This window comes from Streptomyces sp. NPDC093546 (assembly GCF_044765045.1).
Classification (GTDB): Bacteria; Actinomycetota; Actinomycetes; order Streptomycetales; family Streptomycetaceae; genus Streptomyces.
Map to the genome: position 1 here is coordinate 25452 of NZ_JBIWJG010000019.1, position 17353 is coordinate 42804.

General features: G+C 74.5%; 15 protein-coding genes and 1 pseudogene. 7 read left to right on the forward strand and 9 right to left on the reverse strand.

The genetic code is table 11. The features are described from left to right. Positions 1-23 precede the first annotated feature (23 nt). Together ctaD and ACIRNI_RS29385 are read left to right on the forward strand one after the other, a co-directional pair. The gene (gene ctaD, locus ACIRNI_RS29380; RefSeq protein ID WP_403556009.1) at positions 24-1736 is read left to right on the forward strand and encodes a cytochrome c oxidase subunit I; all 1713 of its coding nucleotides are present in this window, start codon (positions 24-26) and stop codon (positions 1734-1736) included. A 121-nt stretch (positions 1737-1857) separates the two neighbouring features. Next, entirely contained in the window at positions 1858-2565 is a 708-nt protein-coding gene (locus tag ACIRNI_RS29385) for a helix-turn-helix domain-containing protein (protein ID WP_403556011.1), read from the forward strand. A gap of 20 nt (positions 2566-2585) precedes the next feature. Here the strand turns inward: ACIRNI_RS29385 and ACIRNI_RS29390 are convergent, their stop codons facing one another. The 6 genes and pseudogenes from ACIRNI_RS29390 to ACIRNI_RS29415 form a co-directional block, all read right to left on the reverse strand. Further along, positions 2586-4976, reverse strand: a complete 2391-nt coding sequence (locus tag ACIRNI_RS29390) for a glycoside hydrolase family 65 protein (protein ID WP_403556149.1) — start codon at positions 4974-4976, stop codon at positions 2586-2588. A gap of 126 nt (positions 4977-5102) precedes the next feature. Beyond that, positions 5103-5723 (reverse strand): annotated as a pseudogene (locus ACIRNI_RS29395) (HAD family hydrolase); the annotation flags it as partial. Positions 5724-5810: 87 nt separating this feature from the next. Further along, positions 5811-7040, reverse strand: a complete 1230-nt coding sequence (locus tag ACIRNI_RS29400; RefSeq protein WP_403556013.1) for an acyl-CoA dehydrogenase — start codon at positions 7038-7040, stop codon at positions 5811-5813. Between the two features lie 136 nt (positions 7041-7176). Next, positions 7177-7635, reverse strand: coding sequence for an RrF2 family transcriptional regulator (locus ACIRNI_RS29405; protein WP_403556015.1), 459 nt, complete (start codon positions 7633-7635; stop codon positions 7177-7179). Positions 7636-7705: 70 nt separating this feature from the next. Further along, the gene (locus tag ACIRNI_RS29410) at positions 7706-9079 is read right to left on the reverse strand and encodes a carbohydrate-binding protein (protein ID WP_403556017.1); all 1374 of its coding nucleotides are present in this window, start codon (positions 9077-9079) and stop codon (positions 7706-7708) included. A gap of 75 nt (positions 9080-9154) precedes the next feature. Continuing rightward, positions 9155-10153 (reverse strand): LysR family transcriptional regulator, encoded by a 999-nt coding sequence (locus ACIRNI_RS29415; RefSeq protein ID WP_403556019.1) that lies wholly within the window; start codon positions 10151-10153, stop codon positions 9155-9157. A 190-nt stretch (positions 10154-10343) separates the two neighbouring features. Here ACIRNI_RS29415 and ACIRNI_RS29420 point away from each other — a divergent pair, with 190 nt between their 5' ends. Together ACIRNI_RS29420 and ACIRNI_RS29425 are read left to right on the forward strand one after the other, a co-directional pair. Next, on the forward strand, positions 10344-11711 hold the full coding sequence (locus ACIRNI_RS29420; protein WP_403556021.1) for a cytochrome P450: 1368 nt from the start codon (positions 10344-10346) through the stop codon (positions 11709-11711). 60 nt (positions 11712-11771) lie between these two features. After that, positions 11772-12224, forward strand: coding sequence for a YbhB/YbcL family Raf kinase inhibitor-like protein (locus ACIRNI_RS29425; RefSeq protein ID WP_403556023.1), 453 nt, complete (start codon positions 11772-11774; stop codon positions 12222-12224). On the opposite strand, the gene ACIRNI_RS29430 is transcribed toward ACIRNI_RS29425, so the two are convergent. Together ACIRNI_RS29430 and ACIRNI_RS29435 are read right to left on the reverse strand one after the other, a co-directional pair. Further along, positions 12215-13336 (reverse strand): hypothetical protein, encoded by a 1122-nt coding sequence (locus tag ACIRNI_RS29430; RefSeq protein ID WP_403556025.1) that lies wholly within the window; start codon positions 13334-13336, stop codon positions 12215-12217. The genes ACIRNI_RS29425 and ACIRNI_RS29430 overlap by 10 nt on opposite strands. Positions 13337-13379: 43 nt before the next feature. Then, complete coding sequence (locus ACIRNI_RS29435; protein WP_355365897.1) at positions 13380-13853, reverse strand: Lrp/AsnC family transcriptional regulator; 474 nt, start codon at positions 13851-13853, stop codon at positions 13380-13382. A gap of 128 nt (positions 13854-13981) precedes the next feature. On the opposite strand from ACIRNI_RS29435, the gene ACIRNI_RS29440 reads away from it, so the two are divergent. Continuing rightward, positions 13982-15019 carry a DMT family transporter gene (locus ACIRNI_RS29440; protein ID WP_403556027.1) on the forward strand — a complete coding sequence of 346 codons (1038 nt, stop codon included), beginning with the start codon at positions 13982-13984 and terminating at the stop codon, positions 15017-15019. Continuing rightward, positions 15012-16190 (forward strand): aromatic amino acid transaminase, encoded by a 1179-nt coding sequence (locus ACIRNI_RS29445; protein WP_403556029.1) that lies wholly within the window; start codon positions 15012-15014, stop codon positions 16188-16190. Before ACIRNI_RS29440 ends, ACIRNI_RS29445 begins: the two co-directional genes overlap by 8 nt. A 29-nt stretch (positions 16191-16219) precedes the next feature. On the opposite strand, the gene ACIRNI_RS29450 is transcribed toward ACIRNI_RS29445, so the two are convergent. Further along, a complete protein-coding gene (locus ACIRNI_RS29450) occupies positions 16220-16678 on the reverse strand; it encodes a MarR family winged helix-turn-helix transcriptional regulator (RefSeq protein ID WP_403556031.1) in 459 nt (152 codons plus the stop codon). Positions 16679-16789: 111 nt separating this feature from the next. On the opposite strand from ACIRNI_RS29450, the gene ACIRNI_RS29455 reads away from it, so the two are divergent. Next, entirely contained in the window at positions 16790-17350 is a 561-nt protein-coding gene (locus tag ACIRNI_RS29455; RefSeq protein ID WP_403556033.1) for a quercetin 2,3-dioxygenase, read from the forward strand. Positions 17351-17353: the final 3 nt, after the last annotated feature.

The following is a 17353-nucleotide window of genomic DNA, read 5'->3' on the forward strand; positions in this document are numbered from 1 at the left end:
GGTACTGCGTAGCGTTGCGGCCCATGGTGACATCGACCGAGCCCGTCGCCCCGGCACCGGTCTCCTCCTCCCCCTGGCGCCGTCGGGGCCGCGCCCTGGTGGGGTGGCTGACCACGACGGACCACAAGAGGATCGGACACCTGTACCTGGTCACCTCGTTCGGTTTCTTCCTCTTCGCGGGGGCCCTGGCCCTGGTGCTCCGCGCCGAACTGGCCCGCCCCGGCATGCAGCTGGTCACCAACGAGCAGTACAACCAGGCCTTCACGCTCCACGGCACCGTGATGCTGCTGCTCTTCGCCACCCCCACCTTCGCCGGGTTCGCCAACGCCGTCATGCCGCTCCAGATCGGCTCGCCCGACGTGGCGTTCCCGCGCCTGAACATGCTGTCGTACTGGCTCTTCCTCTTCGGCGGCCTCATGGTGGTCGGTTCCCTGCTGACCGCCAACGGCGCCGCCGACTTCGGCTGGACCGCCTACGCCCCGCTCAACCGGCGCGAGCACAGCGCCCAGATCGGCGCCGACCTGTGGATCATGGGCCTGGCGCTCTCCGGGTTCGGCACCATCCTCGGCGCGGTCAACTTCATCACCACGATCATCGGGATGCGGGCCCCCGGGATGACCATGTTCCGGATGCCGATCTTCACCTGGAACGTGCTGCTGACCTCCGTCCTGGTGCTGCTCGCCTTCCCCGTGCTCGCCGCCGCGCTCCTCGCCCTGGAGTCCGACCGCGCCTTCGGCTCGCACGTCTTCGACCCCCGCAACGGCGGCACGCTGCTGTGGCAGCACCTGTTCTGGTTCTTCGGCCACCCCGAGGTGTACATCCTGGCGCTGCCGTTCTTCGGCGTGGTCACCGAAGTCCTTCCGGTCTTCTCCCGCAAGCCCCTCTTCGGCTACATCGGCCTCATCGGCGCCACCATCGCCATCACCGGCCTGTCGGTGGTGGTGTGGGCGCACCACATGTTCGCCACCGGCGCGGTGCTCCTGCCCTTCTTCTCACTGCTGAGCTTCCTCATCGCGGTGCCGACCGGCGTGAAGTTCTTCAACTGGATCGGCACCACCTGGAAGGGCTCCCTCAGCTTCGAGACCCCGATGCTGTGGGCCGTCGGCTTCCTCGTCACCTTCCTCTTCGGCGGGCTGACCGGCGTCGTCCTCGCCTCGCCGCCGATGGACTTCCACGTCACCGACAGCTACTTCGTCGTCGGCCACTTCCACTACGTGCTCTTCGGGACGATCGTCTTCGCGATGTTCTCGGGCTTCCACTTCTGGTGGCCCAAGATGACCGGGCGCATGCTCGACGAACGGCTCGGCAAGATCCACTTCTGGACGCTGTTCGCGGGCTTCCACCTGACGTTCCTCGTCCAGCACTGGCTGGGCGCGGAGGGCATGCCGCGCCGGTACGCCGACTACCTCGCCGCCGACGGGTTCACCGCGCTCAACATGGTGTCGACCATCGGCTCGTTCCTGCTGGGCCTGTCGACGTTCCCGTTCCTCTACAACGTGTGGAAGACCGCCCGCCACGGCAAGCGGGTCGACGTCGACGACCCCTGGGGCTACGGGCGCTCCCTGGAGTGGGCCACCTCCTGCCCGCCGCCCCGCCACAACTTCATCACCATGCCGCGCATCCGCTCCGAGTCGCCCGCCTTCGACCTGCACCACCCCGCGATCGTCGAGCGTGAGCGGGAGGAGACCCTGGGCCGCCGCCGCGACGTGGTGGATCCGGGGCCGGGGGAGCAGTAGGACCCCGGGCGAGAAGCAGGACCCGCTGCGGCAAGGGCAGGGCGGCGCCGGGGCGTGCGGACCCGGGCCCCGGTGGCTACGGTGAGGACAGGGTGCCCTTCGACCGAAGGGACGGTGCCTCATGTCCGAGAAGCATTCCCAGGGCCACGGCCACTGCTGCGGGGACATCGGCCGCCGCGTGGCCGCCCGCCGCGAGGAGCTCGGCCTCAGCCGCGAAGAGGTCGCCCGCCGCGCCGGCTCGGCGCCCGGCTACATCCAGTACCTGGAGGAACAGCCCGCCACCCCCGGCATCGGCTTCCTGCTGCGCCTGGCCGACGCGCTGGAGACCAGCGTCATCGAGCTGGAGGGCGGCACCGCCGACCTTCCGCCCGGCTCCGGCGTCCCCGCCCAGCGGCCGCTCCTCACCGAGCTGAGCCGCGACGAGTGCGGCGCCCTGCTCGGCACCCACGGCGTCGGCCGGGTCGCGCTGACCAGCCACAGCCACCCCGCGATCATGCCGGTCACCTATGTCGTGGCCGAGGGCGAGGTGGCGTTCCGGACGCCGCCCGACGCCCTTCCGGCGACCGGCCCCGGCGGCGAGATCGCCTTCGAGGTGGACCACATCGACGATGCGGTGGGCCGCGGCTGGAGCGTCCTGATCGTCGGCGAACCCCGCCCGGTCACCGACCCCGAGGCCGTACGCCGCCTCGACCGGCGGGCGTACCGCGCCCCCTGGCCGGACCCCGAGGACGCGCGGTGGGTCGCGCTCGCGCCCACCCAGGTCACCGGTCGCCGGGTCGACGTGTGGGACGCCCACCGGCACGCACGCCGGCGTCTCGAACAAGCCTGAAGCCCTCCGGCCAGCGCCGGCTAGCGCACCACCGGCAGCGGCAGCTCGCACTCCTCGCCCGGTTCGACCAGCACCGCCCGTTCCGGCAGCTCCACGTCGATCGGGTCGCGCCCGGACCCCGGCACGGCGATGTGCAGGCTCCCCGGTGCCATCCGCAGCGACACGCCCCAGTGGCCCCGGTAGCGCAGCGTGAAGCAGAACTCCGACAGCTCCGGCAGCGGCACCGGGTCCAGCCGCAGCGCCCCGCCCCGCGTCTCCAGGCCCGTCAGGCCGCGCTGGACGAGGTCGAGGGTGCCCGCCATCGCGCCCAGGTGGATGCCCTCGCCCGTCGTACCGCCCTGGATGTCCGCGATGTCGCCCTCCAGTGCCTCCTGGCAGAACCGCCACGCCTCCGACCGCCGCACCCGCGCCAGCACCCAGCCGTGGACGAGGCCGCTCAGCGTCGAGCCGTGGCTCGTGCGGTGCAGGTAGTAGTCGACGGTGCGGCGCCACATCTCCTCGTCGAGGACGTAGCCCAGCCGGCTGAAGAGCGTGCGCAGCTCGGCGGGCGAGAACAGGTAGCCCAGCATCAGCACGTCCGCCTGCTTGGACGCCTTGTAGCGGTTGACGCTGTCGCCCTCCGCCTCCAGGATCCGGTCCAGCCGCCGGATGTCGCCGAACCGGCGCCGGTGCCCCTCCCAGTCGAACTCCGCCAGCTCCCCGAACCCCTCGAACTGGCTGATCACCCCCTCGTGGAACGGCACGTGCAGCATCCGCGACACGTCCTCCCACAGCTCCAGCTCCCCGTGGTGCAGCCCGGTGCGCTCCACCAGCTCCAGGCGTCGCGGCTCGGGCAGCGAGCGCAGCAGGTCCAGGGTGCGGGCCAGCACCCAGGCCGCCGTGACGTTGGTGTACGCGTTGTCGTCGAGGCCCGGCTCGGTGGCGCCCGGGTAGGCGTCGTGGTACTCGTCGGGCCCGACCACCCCGCGGATGCGGTAGCGGCCCAGCGCCGGGTCCAGCTGGGCGCGGCAGGCCCAGAAGCGGGCGATCTGCAGCAGCATCTCCGCGCCCTTGGTGTGCAGGAACTCGCTGTCGCCGCTCGCCTCGCAGTACTGCCACACGTTGTACGCGATCGCCGAGCCGACGTGGTGCTGGAGGTGCGAGTGGTCCGGCACCCAGCGCCCCGAGCGCGGGTTGAGGTGCAGCCGCTGCGCCTCCTCGCGGCCGTCGCTGCCGCTCTGCCACGGGTACATCGCCCCCGTGCACCCCGCGTCCAGCGCGCTGAAGCGGGCCCGCTCCAGCCGTCGGTAGCGGTAGGTGAGCAGCGCCCGGGACGTCTCGGGGAAGTGCAGGTTCAGGTACGGCAGCACGAAGAGCTCGTCCCAGAAGATGTGGCCCCGGTACGCCTCCCCGTGCAGCCCGCGCGCCGGGACGCCCACGTCGAGGTCGCCGGTGTGCGGCGAGAGGGTCTGCAGGACGTGGAAGAGGTGCAGCCGCAGGATCCGGCCCGCCTCGTCCGGCACCTCCAGCTCGGCCCGCCGCCACAGCTGCTGCCACGCGGCGCGGTGCCAGGCCAGCAGCTCCTCGAAGGACCCGGCGCGCCGCACCCGGTCCACGGCCGCGTGCAGCGGGTCGCCGATCGCCGGGTCGCGGGACGTGTGCAGGGCGACGGTCTTGTCCACGACGACCGCCCGCCCCGGCTCCATGGCCAGCAGCATGCGCTGCACCGCGCGCCGCTGCGGATGGTGGGACGTGCCGTCCGCGCCCTCCGCGGTGGTGCGGGCCGCCATGCCGACGCGGATGTCCGAGGTGGTGGTGCGGCAGCGCAGCCACACCGTGTCGGAGGCGGCGTCGCCCGTGTGCACGTGGATGAGGTGGCGGGTGGCCAGCTGCCGGTAGCGGGCCACGCCCGTGTTCTCGACCGACCCGTCGAGGGCGGCCTCCACCTCCAGCGTGCCGCTCCAGTTCTCGGCCGTGAACACCGTACGCAGGGCCGCCAGGTGCGGGTCGCCCATGTGCACCAGCCGGTGCTGCCGCACGGTAAGCCGCCGCCCCTGCTCGTCCTCGTACCGTGTCACCCGCTCCAGCGTGCCCTGGCGCAGGTCGAGCGTCTGGCGGTGCTCGAGGAGCCGGCGGCTGTCCGGGGTGAGCCAGGGGCCCGGCCGCCCCCCGCCGTTCAGCCGGTAGCGCAGCACCAGCCAGTTGGGCAGGTTGACCAGGTCCTCGTTCTCGACCGTGCGCCCGGCCACCTCGGACGTCAGGCGGTTGTAGCACCCGGCCACGTACGTACCGGGGTAGTGGGTGCCGTCGGCCGCGCACTCGGAGGCGGCGCCCCGGGTGGCGAAGTAGCCGTTGCCGAGGGTGCACAGGGACTCCCGCAGGCTCTCCTCCTCCGGAAGGTACGCCTCGTACCCCCACGTCCAGTCCGTCACGTCCGGGCTCCCTCGTCCGTGGGCAAGGAGTTCCGCGAGGTCGTGGACGACGAGGTCGGCGCCCGCGCGGCGCAGCGCGTCCGCCGTGCCGGGGCCCGCCCGGCGGTCCACGCCCACGACCAGGCCGAAGCCGCCGCGCCGCCCCGCCTCCACGCCCGCGAGCGCGTCCTCCACGAGCGCGCACCGCCCGGCGGGCACCCCCAGCCGGCGGGCCGCCTCCAGGAACAGCGCGGGCTCCGGCTTGCCCGGCAGTCCCAGCCGCGCCGCCTCGGCCCCGTCCACCACCGCGTCGAAGAGGCCGATGACGTCCGCGCCCGCCAGCAGCTCGCGGGCGTGCCGGGACGCCGACGCCGCCGCCAGCGGCACCCCGGCCGCGCGCAGCGCCCGCAGCAGCCGCACCGTGCCGGGGTAGGCGGCGACGGGCCGCTCCCGCAGCAGCCCGGTGAAGAGCCGCTCCTTCACGGCGGCCACCTCGGCCACCGCGGCGTCGTCCGGCCGCAGGCCCCGCGACGCCAGGAAGGCCGCCGCTCCGTCGGGGCGGGACCTGCCGTCCACGTGGCGCGCGTAGTCCTCGCCGGTGTCGAACGGGCGGCGCTGCCCCGGGTCCGGTGGCGGATGGTCGCGCAGGAAGGCGTCGAAGGCCCCCTTCCAGGCCGCCGCGTGCACCCTGGCCGAGTCGGTGATCACCCCGTCGGTGTCCAGGACCACGCCCCGCACCGAGTCCAGCGCCGGCACCCCTGCGGTCATGGCACCTCCCTCGGCCGGTGTCCTCCCGGGAGATGCGAGTCCCCAGGAACGGCCGCCGTACCCGTCCGGGCGGTGTGATCGAGGTGCTTACAGCGGCGCGAGACGCGGGAGGGTGCCGTTGAGGTAGTGGTCGCCGATGTCGCGCAGGCGCCGGGCCGGGGAGGTGTGCGCGGTCAGCACGCGCGCGTTGCGCCAGAAGCGGTCGAAGCCCGCGCTGTCGGTGAGTTCCAGGACGCGGGTGGTGATGTGCACGGCCGACCTGCTGGTGACGGCCTCCGCCGCGGCGACGAGCACGGCGATGTCGGCGTGTTCCTCCACGTCGAGCGCCACCCCCGCCGGCAGCCCGCGCGCCAGGGCGTCCGTCGCGCGCTCCACGACCGCGGCGGCGGTGTGCGCGGCGGTCGCCAGCTCTCCGTAGGCGAGGAGGAGGTACGGGTCCGCGCCCTCCGCCGCGGGCGGCCGGGCGGCCTGTGCGGCGCGGCTGACGTCGCGCGCCTCCGCCAGCGCGCCCTCGGCGACGCCCAGGGCGACGTGGACCCGCATGAGCCGCAGCGCGAGCGGGGCGAGGGCGGTGAACGGCGCGACGGCGTGGTCGTCGCGGGGCACGGCCCCGAGGACGTCGGCCGCACCGACCGGGACGCCGTCGAAACCGACGGTGCCGCCACCCGACAGGCGCTGTCCGACTTGGTCGGCCGCCGGGACGGCGGACACGCCGGGATGCGCCGGGTCCGCCAGGACGACCAGTAAGTCCCCGGTCCGGGTGCATCGGGCGCCGACGACCAGCCGGTCGGCGACCGCCACCCCGGCGTCGAAACGCCGGCGCCCGTTCAGGACGTACGCGCCGCCTTCCCGCGGTACGAGGGTGAGGCCGGGCCCGGCGCCGTCGTCCCCGCTCCCGCCCCCGTCCCCGGTCCCTCCGTCGCCGTCGGGCAGGTCGATGCCCCCGGCGAGGAGCCACCGGCCGCTCCTGGCGCGCCGCTCGAAGCGCGCGGCGGCGTCGCCGGAGCCGAGGAAGCGGCCGCTCCAGGCCAGGACGTAGTGGTGCGCGAGGAGTTCGCCGATGGAGCCGTCGGCCGCCGCGATCTCCTTGACCGCCGCGCAGGCCGTCCGCCAGTCGGCGCCGCCGTCCGCCTTCGGTGCGGGCGGTGTGAGCAGCGCCGGCAGACCGGCCTCGCGCAGGCGTGCGGCTTCGTCGAACGGCGGGCCGCCCGCCCGGTCTCGGGCGAGCGCGTCGGCGGCGAGGTCGTCGGCGACCTCCCGGGTGACGCGCGGCCAGTTCACGTCGTCCGCCGATGTCGGCGCTGTCGCGGTCGCCACGGTCACCTCACAGGAGTTCCGGTTTCCCCACTGATTCAGTAGGGATAGTGGCAGAGGTGACTCCCCGTGCCCAAGGGGCAGTTCGAGGCGTGGACACCGTGGGACCACAACGTGAGACGGTCGTGGATCGGACGGATCAGGGATTCGTCCAGGCGGTCGGGTTCTCGGTGAGCGCCGACACCTCGGCCGGCAGCCTGGCCGAGGCGACGTCGGCCAGGCTCACGCCCTCCAGGATCTGCCGCACGTGGGCCCGCAGGGCGATCCACAGCGGCAGCAGCGACTCCGCCGCTCCGGAGTACGACAACTCCGGCGGCCGCACCCCGCGCACCGACACGAGCGGCCCGTCCGCGACCCGTATGACGTCGGCGACGCTGATCGACGCCGCGGGCCGCGCCAGCCAGTAACCGCCGTTCCCGCCGCGCCGGCTGTGCACGAGTCCGCCGCGGCGCAGGTCGTTGAGGATCGACTCCAGGAACTTGTGGGACACGCCCTGGGACGCGGCGATCGCCTCGGCCTTGACCGGCCCCGTGTCCTGCGCGGCGGCGAGCTGGAGCGCGGCACGCACCGCGTAGTCGGCCCTGGCTGAAATGCGCATGCCCGGCATTATCCCGTACGCGGTGCGCGGCGCCCCGGGCGTCGGCCCGGCGTCCGCCCGGCGCCCGTGCTCAGACGCGCTGCCAGAGCGCCGGCACGTTCGGCGGCTCCCAGCCCGCCTGCGCCTGGTGGCCCTGGAGGCAGCGGTAGGCCGCGCCGCCGTAGGTCACCTGATCGCCGGCCGTGTAGACCGTGCCGGCCGCCCAGGTGCCCCCGGGCTCGCCCGGGTCGCCCGGGTCACCGGGGTCGCCCGGGCCCGTCGTCGTCCTCAGCGTCAGCCCGTACGCCTGGAGCAGCGGGTTGATCGGCTGGTGGAACGTCGTCCCGCCGCTGCGGCAGTCGCCCGAACCGCCGGAGGTGACCCCCTGCGCCTGGCTGCCCGAGATGTACGAGCCGCCCGAGTCGCCCGGCTCGGCGCACACGGACGTCCGGGTCACGCCGGTGATCGTGCCCTCGGGGTAGGTGACGCTGGTGTTGTGCTGCTGGATGGTGCCGCAGTGCCATCCGGTGGTGGAGCCCGAGCGGCAGATCGAGGCGCCGACCGGCTGCTGCACGGACCCGGTCACCTGGACGTTCTGGCCGCCGGCGCCCTTGACGTACGGGGTCGAGGTCCAGCTGCTGTTGGCCGCCACCCACGCCATGTCCCGGCCCGGGAAGCTGGACGCCTGGAAGGTGCCCTGCGCCACCTGGTTGAAGCCGCTCGTGCTCGTGCCCGCCCGGCCGCAGTGGCCCGCGGTGGCGAACCCCTGCTGGGTGCCGCGGGTGATGGCGAAACCGACGGAGCAACGCCCGCCGCCGCTCATGTAGTACGCGTCGCCGCCCCTGATGTCGTAGAGCGGGCGCGGTCGTTCGGTGGTCGCCTCGACCCGTACGCGCGTCCGGTCGGCGCCGCTCGCGCGGATCAGCGACTCGGCCGCCGACGTCTTCACGGCGCGTATCACCACGGTGTTGGCGCGGACGTCGACGTACCAGACGGGCGCGTCGGCCGTGGAGTTGCGGAGGGCCGCGCGGTCCAGGGCCGCCTTGGTGCGGTCGAGCTCGGCCAGGGTGTGCGGCACGACCCGGGCCCGGGCCCCGGCCGCCGTGATCGCGGCGGCGTCGGCGGCCCGCGTGGTGGCCACGGTGAGCGTGCCGGCCTCGGCGCCGTCCACCCAGGCCCCGGCGTACGTGCCCGCCAGCCGCTGCTGGAGCCGGGCCGCGGCCGCGCCCGCCTCCGCCTCGTTGGCGAGCCGCCGCGCGGCCTGGGCGGGTGTGAGGCCGAGGTCCCGCTGCAGGGCGCCCAGCAGCTCCGGCGGGGCGGCGGAGACGGCCAGGGTGTCGGCGGCGGTGAGGGGCCCGGGGGCGGGGGGAGCGGCGGCGCCCGCCGCCTGCGGCGCGGCCAGGAGCAGCGCGCCCGCGGCGGCCGCGGCGACGGCGCACACCGCTGCGGCGTTTCTGTGCGACATGGGGGAGTGCCCTTCCGGTCGGTTCGGTGAAGGTTGCCGAAACGGTAGGAAGGGCGAAGGGCCGCGCGGCAGATGTCAGTTGACCCTCTCCCTCGCGTTATGGACGACGGCGGGGGTACGCCGGGACGCCAGCCAGCGCGTATAGCTGGGGCTGCGCGCCACCGCGTCCCGGTGCGCGGCGCGCACGTGGGCGACCACCGCCGGGGCCCAGGCCGCCGCCGGGGCCTCGGGGTGCCAGCCCAGCAGATGCCGCCAGACCAGCGGCGTACCGGTGAGCGGCCGCGTCACCATCCCGGGCGTGGCCGGGAACGTGGCGCGGCACAGCCCCACGGCCCGCCCCACCTCCACCAGGTGCACGCAGGACGCGAGGTCCGTCTCGTACACGCACGCCGGGGTGAAACCCGCGCGGACGCAGGCGGCCGCGAAGCAGTCGCCGAAGCAGCCGTCGCCCGGCACGTCCGTCCACGCCTCCGCGGCCAGCTCCGCCAGCTCGATCTCGGGGCGCGCGGCGAGCGGATGACCGGCCGCGAGCATCACGAAGACCGGATCGCGCGCCACCTCCGTCCAGGCGAGCCGCCCCGCCGCGGGCTCGGGCGGCGCGCTCTCGCCGCAGGCGCCGACGAGGGCGTAGTCCAGCCGTCCCTCGGCCACCGCCGCGGCGATCTCGCGTTCGGACCAGGAGGTGTGGGTGGTCACCGACGCGCCCGGCTCGGCGGCGGCCAGCCGGTCCACCAGCCCGCCCAGCAGCGGCCCGTGGGTCCCGCCGAGCCGGAAGGCGGGCCCCCGCGCCGGGCCGGGCTCACGGGTGCGGGCGAACCGCACCGCCTCCTGCTGGAGTGCGCACACCGCGGGCAGGACCACCCGGGCCCGCTCCAGCACGAGTTGGCCGAGCGCCGTGGCCCGCACCCCGCCGCGCCCGCGCTCGAACAGCGCGCCTCCCAGTGAGCGCTCGATCCGGCGCAACTGCGCGCTGAGCGCGGGCTGGGCGAGCCCCAGCTCCGTGGCGGCCCTGGTCAGGCTGCCCGCGTCGGCGATGGCCCGGATCGTCTTCAGGTGGCGCAACTCCAAGTCCATGAGGGCAGCTTGGCGCCGCCGCCGCCCCCGGGCAATAAGCAGGTCCAGACCAAAAGTCGGCCGGAATCGGCCCGCGCCGGTCCGCGTGGGCCCGTACCCGCCCGGGCAGGATGCGGACGCCGGGCACCGCCGTGCCCGAAAGCACCCACGTACGCCACGTACGCCACAGACAGCGGAGAGCGGAGCACCCATGGCGACCACCGAGACGTCCCCACCCGGCCCGGCGGGCCTGCCGCTGCTCGGCTCCCTGCTGGAACTCAGGAGCGACTCGCTCGCCGCCTTCCTGCGGGCCCAGCGCGCGCACGGGGACGTCGTGCGGCTCACGGCCGGACCGCCCGGGCTGCGGTCGGAGCTGTACGGGGTCTTCTCGGCGGAGGGTGCCCAGCAGGTCCTGGCCACGGATTCCGCCGACTTCCGCAAGGACAACGCCTTCTACCAGGAGGTCCGGGAGTCCTTCGGCAACGGCCTGCTGACCAGCCAGGACGCCGACTACCTGCGGCAGCGCAGGCTCGTGCAGCCGCTCTTCACCCGCCGCCGCGTCGACGGCTACGCGTCGGCGCTCACCGACGAGACCTCCGCCATGCTGCGGCGCTGGGACGGCGCGCAGGCCGTGGACGTCCTCGACGAGATGACGCGGCTGACCCTGCGCGCCGTCGCCCGCATCCTCTTCGGGGTCGACGTCGACGCCGCCGTCGACGTCGTGGAGCGCTCCTTCCCCGTCATCGGCGAGTACGTCCTGCGGCGCGGCTTCTCGCCGCTCAACCCCCCGCGCGCGTGGCCGACCCCCGCCAACCGCCGTGCCGCCGCCGCGACGGACGAGCTGTACGCGGTCTGCGACCGCATCGTCGAGGAGCGGCGCGCGCAAAAGAGCGACGCCGAGGGCGAGGACCTGCTGACCCTGCTGGCGCGGGCCGAGAGCGCCGAGGACGGCAGCCTGGACGCCTCCGAGCTGCGCGACCAGGTGCTGATCTTCCTGCTCGCGGGCCACGAGACGACGGCGACCTCACTCGGCTTCGCCCTGCACCTGCTCGCCCTCCACCCCGAGGAGCAGACCCGGGCCCGCGCCGAGGTCGCACGCGTCCTGGACGGGCGCACGCCCACGGCCGCCGACCTCGACGCGCTGCCGTACCTGACCATGGTCCTCAAGGAGGCCATGCGCCTGTACCCGGCGGCCCCGGTGATCGGCCGCCGCGCCGTCCGGGCCACCGCCATCGGCGGCCACACCATCCCCGCGGGCGCCGATGTGATCGTCGCCCCCTGGGTGACCCACCGCCACCCGCTCTACTGGAAGGACCCGGAGCGCTTCGACCCGGAGCGCTTCACCCCCGAGGCCGAGAAGGCCCGGCCGCGCTACGCCTGGTTCCCCTTCGGCGGCGGGCCGCGCGCCTGCATCGGGCAGCACTTCTCCATGCTGGAGTCGGTGCTCGCGCTCGCGATGGTCCTCCAGGGGTACGAGCTCACCGCCGTCGACCGCACGGTGCCGGTGCGGGCGGCCATCACGCTGCGCCCGGCGGGCCCGGCGCGCTGCGTCCTGACACCGGTGGGCAGGGCCCGCTGATCGGGTAGTCGGCGGGCCCGGACCGGTAGCGCGGGGGCGGGAGCGGGTAAAGCCGCGCCCATGACCGGTATTGACCTCAGCAGCGCGGCGTTCGGCGACCACCAGGCGATCCCTCGCCGCTACACGGGCGAGGGGGAGGACATCTCGCCGCCCCTGTCGTGGTCGGCTCCGCCCGACGGCACCGCGGAGCTGGTGCTGGCCTGCGAGGACCCCGACGCCCCGAACGGCACGTTCCTGCACTGGCTGGTCACGGGCATCGACCCCGGCACCACCGGCGTGGAGGAGGGCGAGACCCCCGCCGGGGGCCGGGAGTGGCCCAACGACTTCGGCCGCACCGGCTGGGGCGGCCCCCTGCCCCCGCCGGGCCACGGCCGCCACCGCTACTTCTTCCGCCTGTGGGCCGTCTCCGAGCCGCTGCCGCTCGACGGCACCCCGTCGGCGGACACCGTGCACCGGGCGCTCGCCGGCCGCGAACTGGCGAGCGGCGCCCTCATGGGCACCTATCAGCGCTGACGGCCATCGGAGGGCGTCGCCGCGTCGGCGTACCGCAGCAGCGCCCCCACCCCGTCGCGCAGCCGCACGTCCCCCTCCGGTACGACGACGAGTTCGGCGCCGGTGCCCACCACCGCCCGCACCAGGGCCTCGTCGGCCCGTTCGCGGCGCGGTGCCCGGACGCCGAAGGAGAGCAGCTCCTCCTCCGAGAGCGCCAGCTGCGCGGGCCCGGGCCCGATCCACAGCAGGTCCGCCGGCTGCCACGGCCGCGGCGGGTGCAGCAGCAGCGCCGTGACCTGGCCCCGCTGCAGCGCGGCCACCGTGTCGGCGAGGCCCTCGGCCGTCGTGGCCCCGCCGCGCGCCCGCCGGGCCAGGAACGTCTCGACGAGGGCCCGGTCGTGAACGGCCATGCGCCCGCGCAGGACGGTCGCCACCTGCGGCTCCAACAGCGCGCGGGCCGTGTCCGTCGGGGTGGGCCCGCCGACCCGTACGACCCGGTCGCGCAGCTCGCGCGGCAGACGGCGGATCAGCACGTTGCCCGCCCACTCGTCGCCGCCGACCACGACGGCGTCGGCGCCGCCGCGCCCGGCCCGGGTGCCCAGCTCGCGGCCCAGCCGCACCGCGGCGGCGTGCCACTGGGCCACCGGCACCCGCCGCCGCAGCCGCTCGCCCGGGGCGACGCGGGAGACGGGCCACCTCCCGGCCTCGGCCGCCACCGTCACCGTGCCGTGCGCGTCGGCGGTCGGCAGCCCCCGGTAGTGCACCACCACGGCGAGGTACGGGATCTCCGGGACGTGCTGCGCCACCAGCGGCATGGCGTCCGGCAGCAGCCCGTACCGCGCGACGTCGTGCGCCGGCGGGCTCGGCAGCTCGTCGTCGAGCACGAGCGCCCCGTGCGCGGTGAAGATCGCCTGCCCGTGCAGACCGGGCACCTCCGCGTCCGCGCCCACCACCTCCTCCACGGCCGCGAGGGACTCGCGGTCCGCGCCCTGCCGCGCCAGCCGCTCCCGCAGCCGCCGCCAGCGCAGCGCGATCGCCCGCTCGGGATCGTCGACGTCCCGCGAGGTGTCCAGGTATACGGAGGTGAACGGGCCCCGCTCCGCGTAGAGGGGCTCCAGGAACGAAAGCCTCATACCTCCGATGATGCTTCAGGCACGGGCCCTCAGGCACGGGCCCTCAGGCACGGGTGGAGGGGGAGGGGCGCGGATAGACCCGGGACTGCTTGACGCTGCCGAAGGCGAAGCTCGACTCGATCGACGCGATCCCGGGGATGGCGTGGATCCGCGTGCGGACCAGCACCTCGTACGCCTCCAGGCTCTCGATGACGACCCGCAGCAGGTAGTCGCTGCTGCCCGCCATGAGGTAGCAGTCCTGGATGTGCTCGATGAGCCCGACGTGCTCCTCGAAGGCGTTGACGGCCTCGGCGGTGTGGCGCTCCAGCCGGACCCGGACGAAGACGGTGATCGGCAGCCCGAAGGCCACCTGGTCGACCATGGCCGTGTAGCCGCTGATCAGCCCGGAGTCCTCCAGCCGGCGCACGCGCCGCAGGCAGGGGGAGGGGGAGAGGCGGACCCGGTCGGCGAGGTCCTGGTTGGACAGCCGCCCATCGGCCTGCAGCTCCCGGATGATGTGAAGGTCGACGGCGTCCATGGTTCCTCGCTCTTTGGCAGATCCTGCCCCCATGGTGGCTCTGCGGGGCGAAAGTAGCAATCGCCTGCCCCGGCTCAGGACCTAATGTTGCTCACTGCCGGATCGGAGCAAGCCTGCTGGAGGAACGCGTGACGCCGACGAACACGAGCGCCCCGGCGGCCCCCGAGGCCGCGCCGCGTGCGCCGCGTGCGCCGCGCACGTGGTCCGCCCGCGGCTCGTCCCCCGACGCCCTCGGCATGCTCGCGCTCCTCCTCACCGTGGGCATCTGGGCCGCCTTCGCGCTCAGCGCCCGCGCCCTGAGCGCCTCGACCCTCCTGCCGGCCGACGCCGCGCTGCTGCGGTTCGGCGTGCCGCTGCTGGTGCTGGCGCCCGCGCTGTGGCGGCGGCGGCACCGGTTGCGGGCGGTGCGGCCGGGGCCCGCCGTGAAGATCGTCTGCGGGGCCGGGGTGCCGTTCTTCCTCGCCGCGATGCACGGCGGCTCCCTGACCTCCGCGGCCTTCGTCGGGGCGATCATCCCCGGCATGGTGCCGCTCTTCGTCTCCGCGCTCATGGTCGCGGGCGGCCGGGGCGTGCCGCGCGGTACGCAGGCCGCCGGGCTCGTCCTCATCGCGGTCGGCGTCGTCGCCCTGGTGTGGCGCCACCTCGTCCCGCTCGACACCGGCGTGCTGGCCGGAGCCGGCACGCTGCTGGTCGCCAGCGGGCTGTGGGCGCTGTACACCGTGGGGCTGCGCGAGGTCGACCTCGACCCCGTCGGGTCCATCGGTCTGCTGTGCCTGCCCTCCTTCGCCGTGCTTGCGCTCCTCGCCCTGACCGGTGTGCTCCCGACCGGCCTGGCCGACGCCGCCGCCGGCGACATCGCGCTGTTCCTGGTGGTGCAGGGCCTCGGCGTCGGGCTGTGCGCGGGCCTGCTGTACGCGTTCGCCATCCGCAGGCTCGGCCCGGAGCGCGCCTCCGTCGTCGGCAGCCTCAGCCCCGTCGCCGTCGTCCTCCTCGCCATCCCGCTGCTCGACGAGTCGCCGACGCTGCCCGTGCTCGTCGGCGTACCCCTGATCACCGCCGGCGTCGTCCTCGCCAACCGCCGCCGCACCCGCACCCGCACCCGTACCGGCGCCGGCCGCACCGGCCGCACCCGCACCACCCGACCCGAGGTTCCCACCGATGCTTGAGCTGCTCCCCGCCCCGCCCGCCGACCCGCTGTGGGACCTGGCCGCCGCGTACGCCGCCGACCCGCGCCCCGAGCGGCTGAACCTCGTCCTCGGTGTCTACCGCGACCACACCGGCGCCACCCCCGTCATGGCGGCCGTCCGCGAGGCCGAGATACGCCTGGCGGAACGGTCCGCCTCCAAGGAGTACCGGGGCCTGTCCGGCAACACGGCCTTCAACCGCGCCATGCTGACCATGGTGCTCGGCGGCACCGACGGGCCGGCCGACCGGGCCACCGCCGTCCAGACCGTCGCCGGCACGGGCGCGCTGCGCCTGCTGGCCGACCTGATACGCGTCACCCGCCCCGGCACCACGGTGTGGATCAGCGACCCCGCCTACGTCAACCACCGGCCCATCCTGGAGGCCGCGGGCCTGACCGTACGGACGTACGCCTGGCCCGGCATGCTCGACGACCTGCGCGCCGCGCGCCGCGACGACGTCGTGCTCCTCCAGGGCTGCTGCCACAACCCCACCGGCGTGGACCCGTCCCCCGAGACCTGGGAGGCGCTGGCCGACCTGGCCTGCCGCAACGGCTGGATGCCCTTCGTCGACCTGGCGTACCACGGCCTCGGCGACGGCCTGGAGGCCGACCTGTGGGCCACCCGGATGCTGGCGGCACGGGTGCCCGAGATGCTCATCGCCGTCAGCTGCTCGAAGAACTTCGGCCTCTACAGCGACCGCACCGGCTGCGCCGTCGTCCTCGGCCGGTCCCGCACCGCCCTGCGGCACGTCGAGACGGCCCTGCAGAACGCCGCCCGGACGCTGTACTCGATGCCGCCGGAGCACGGCGCCGCCGTCGTCACCACCATCCTGGAGGACGACGGGCTGCGCGCCGCCTGGCGGGCCGAGCTCGACGTCATGCGCGGCCGGATCACGGCCAACCGCGCCGACCTGACGGCCCACCTGGGCGCACTGGGCCGGGAGGGCGAGGCGCGGGCGCTGGCGGGGCAGAAGGGCATGTTCTCGACGCTGCCGCTCGGCCCCGAGCAGATGCGCCGCCTGCGCGACGAGTTCGCCGTCTACGGCACGGCCTCCGGCCGCATCAACATCGCGGGCATCCCGGCCCACCGCATTCCGTGCCTGGCGCGGGGCATCGCGGCGGTGCTGGAACAGCCGTACGCGGTGGCCGGGTAAGCACCCGTCGGTACGCCGTCGGGACGGCGTCAGGACGTCCCGGGGTCCCGGCGGGGAGGACCCCAGGGGCGTTGCAGAGTGGCGCGCAGCGCGGTCACGGTGGCCTCGCCGAGGCGTTGGGCCAGTTCCTCCTCCAGCCCGGCGATCACGGACCGCGCGAGGAGGTGCACGCGCCGTCCCTCGTCCGTCATCACGATGAGGCGGCTGCGCGCGGAGGCCGGGTCCGGCACCTGCTCGAGCAGGCCCATCTCGATCAGCGCGTGCACGGCCTGGTGCGCGCTCTGCCGCGTGATGCCCATGCGGCGGGAGAGGTCGGAGACCGTCGTACCGTCGGACGCCAGATGGGCGAAGACGTTCTGCTGGGCCAGGGTGATGGGCCGCTCCCCGGCGTCCTCCATGGCGGTGGACACGGCCGTGTCGAACCAGTACTTCGCCTGGGCGAGCAGCTGCGGCAGGTTGAGCGACTCGGGCTGTCCGTTTTTCTCCATGACGGGTCGAAAGTGTAGGCCGCCACGGGCCGTGCCCTTGCCCCCGGCCGGACCATGGGCCTAATGTCAGGTTGCCTGACATTCAATTTCGGTGGACGACCGGAGACACACATGACCATCGAGTACGCCACCCGGTACCGCACCCGCTCCCTCATCCCGCCCGAGCCGGGCACGCCGTACTTCATCGAGAAGGGCATGGGCGACCGCGCCCACCTCTTCGGCGACCTGATCACGGTCTACGCGGGCGGCGAGCAGACCGAGAACACCTTCAACTTCTTCACCGTCGAGGGCCCCAAGGGCGACCTCATCCCGTCCCACACCCACCCCGACACCTACGAGGTCTTCTACGTCACCGACGGCGCGGTGCGGCTGTTCGTCGAGGACCTGGAGGGCGAGCAGCACGAACGGCTGCTCACCCCCGGCGACTTCGGCTTCGTACCGAAGAACTGCGCCCACGCGTACCGCATCGAGCGCCACCACAGCCGGGTCGTCGGCGTGGCGGCCGGCCCCGGCGGCACCTTCGAGCGCTTCTTCGAGAACCTCGGCACGCCGACCGAGGAACTCACCCTCCCCAAGGAGCCGTTCGTCCCCGAGCCGCACGCATTCGGCACTGTGCCCGAGCAGTACGACGTGCGCTTCCTGCCCGGCCACCAGTGGCGCACCGGGAGCTGAACC

Excerpts from the sequence above, each read along its gene's own strand:
- ctaD (WP_403556009.1), top strand. The coding sequence starts at position 24 with ATGGTGACATCGACCGAGCCCGTCGCCCCGGCACCGGTCTCCTCCTCC.
- ACIRNI_RS29385 (WP_403556011.1), top strand. The coding sequence starts at position 1,858 with ATGTCCGAGAAGCATTCCCAGGGCCACGGCCACTGCTGCGGGGACATC.
- ACIRNI_RS29405 (WP_403556015.1), bottom strand. The coding sequence starts at position 7,635 with ATGCGCATTTCAGCCAGGGCCGACTACGCGGTGCGTGCCGCGCTCCAG.
- ACIRNI_RS29410 (WP_403556017.1), bottom strand. The coding sequence starts at position 9,079 with ATGTCGCACAGAAACGCCGCAGCGGTGTGCGCCGTCGCCGCGGCCGCC.
- ACIRNI_RS29415 (WP_403556019.1), bottom strand. The coding sequence starts at position 10,153 with ATGGACTTGGAGTTGCGCCACCTGAAGACGATCCGGGCCATCGCCGAC.
- ACIRNI_RS29420 (WP_403556021.1), top strand. The coding sequence starts at position 10,344 with ATGGCGACCACCGAGACGTCCCCACCCGGCCCGGCGGGCCTGCCGCTG.
- ACIRNI_RS29425 (WP_403556023.1), top strand. The coding sequence starts at position 11,772 with ATGACCGGTATTGACCTCAGCAGCGCGGCGTTCGGCGACCACCAGGCG.
- ACIRNI_RS29430 (WP_403556025.1), bottom strand. The coding sequence starts at position 13,336 with ATGAGGCTTTCGTTCCTGGAGCCCCTCTACGCGGAGCGGGGCCCGTTC.
- ACIRNI_RS29435 (WP_355365897.1), bottom strand. The coding sequence starts at position 13,853 with ATGGACGCCGTCGACCTTCACATCATCCGGGAGCTGCAGGCCGATGGG.
- ACIRNI_RS29445 (WP_403556029.1), top strand. The coding sequence starts at position 15,012 with ATGCTTGAGCTGCTCCCCGCCCCGCCCGCCGACCCGCTGTGGGACCTG.
- ACIRNI_RS29450 (WP_403556031.1), bottom strand. The coding sequence starts at position 16,678 with ATGGAGAAAAACGGACAGCCCGAGTCGCTCAACCTGCCGCAGCTGCTC.
- ACIRNI_RS29455 (WP_403556033.1), top strand. The coding sequence starts at position 16,790 with ATGACCATCGAGTACGCCACCCGGTACCGCACCCGCTCCCTCATCCCG.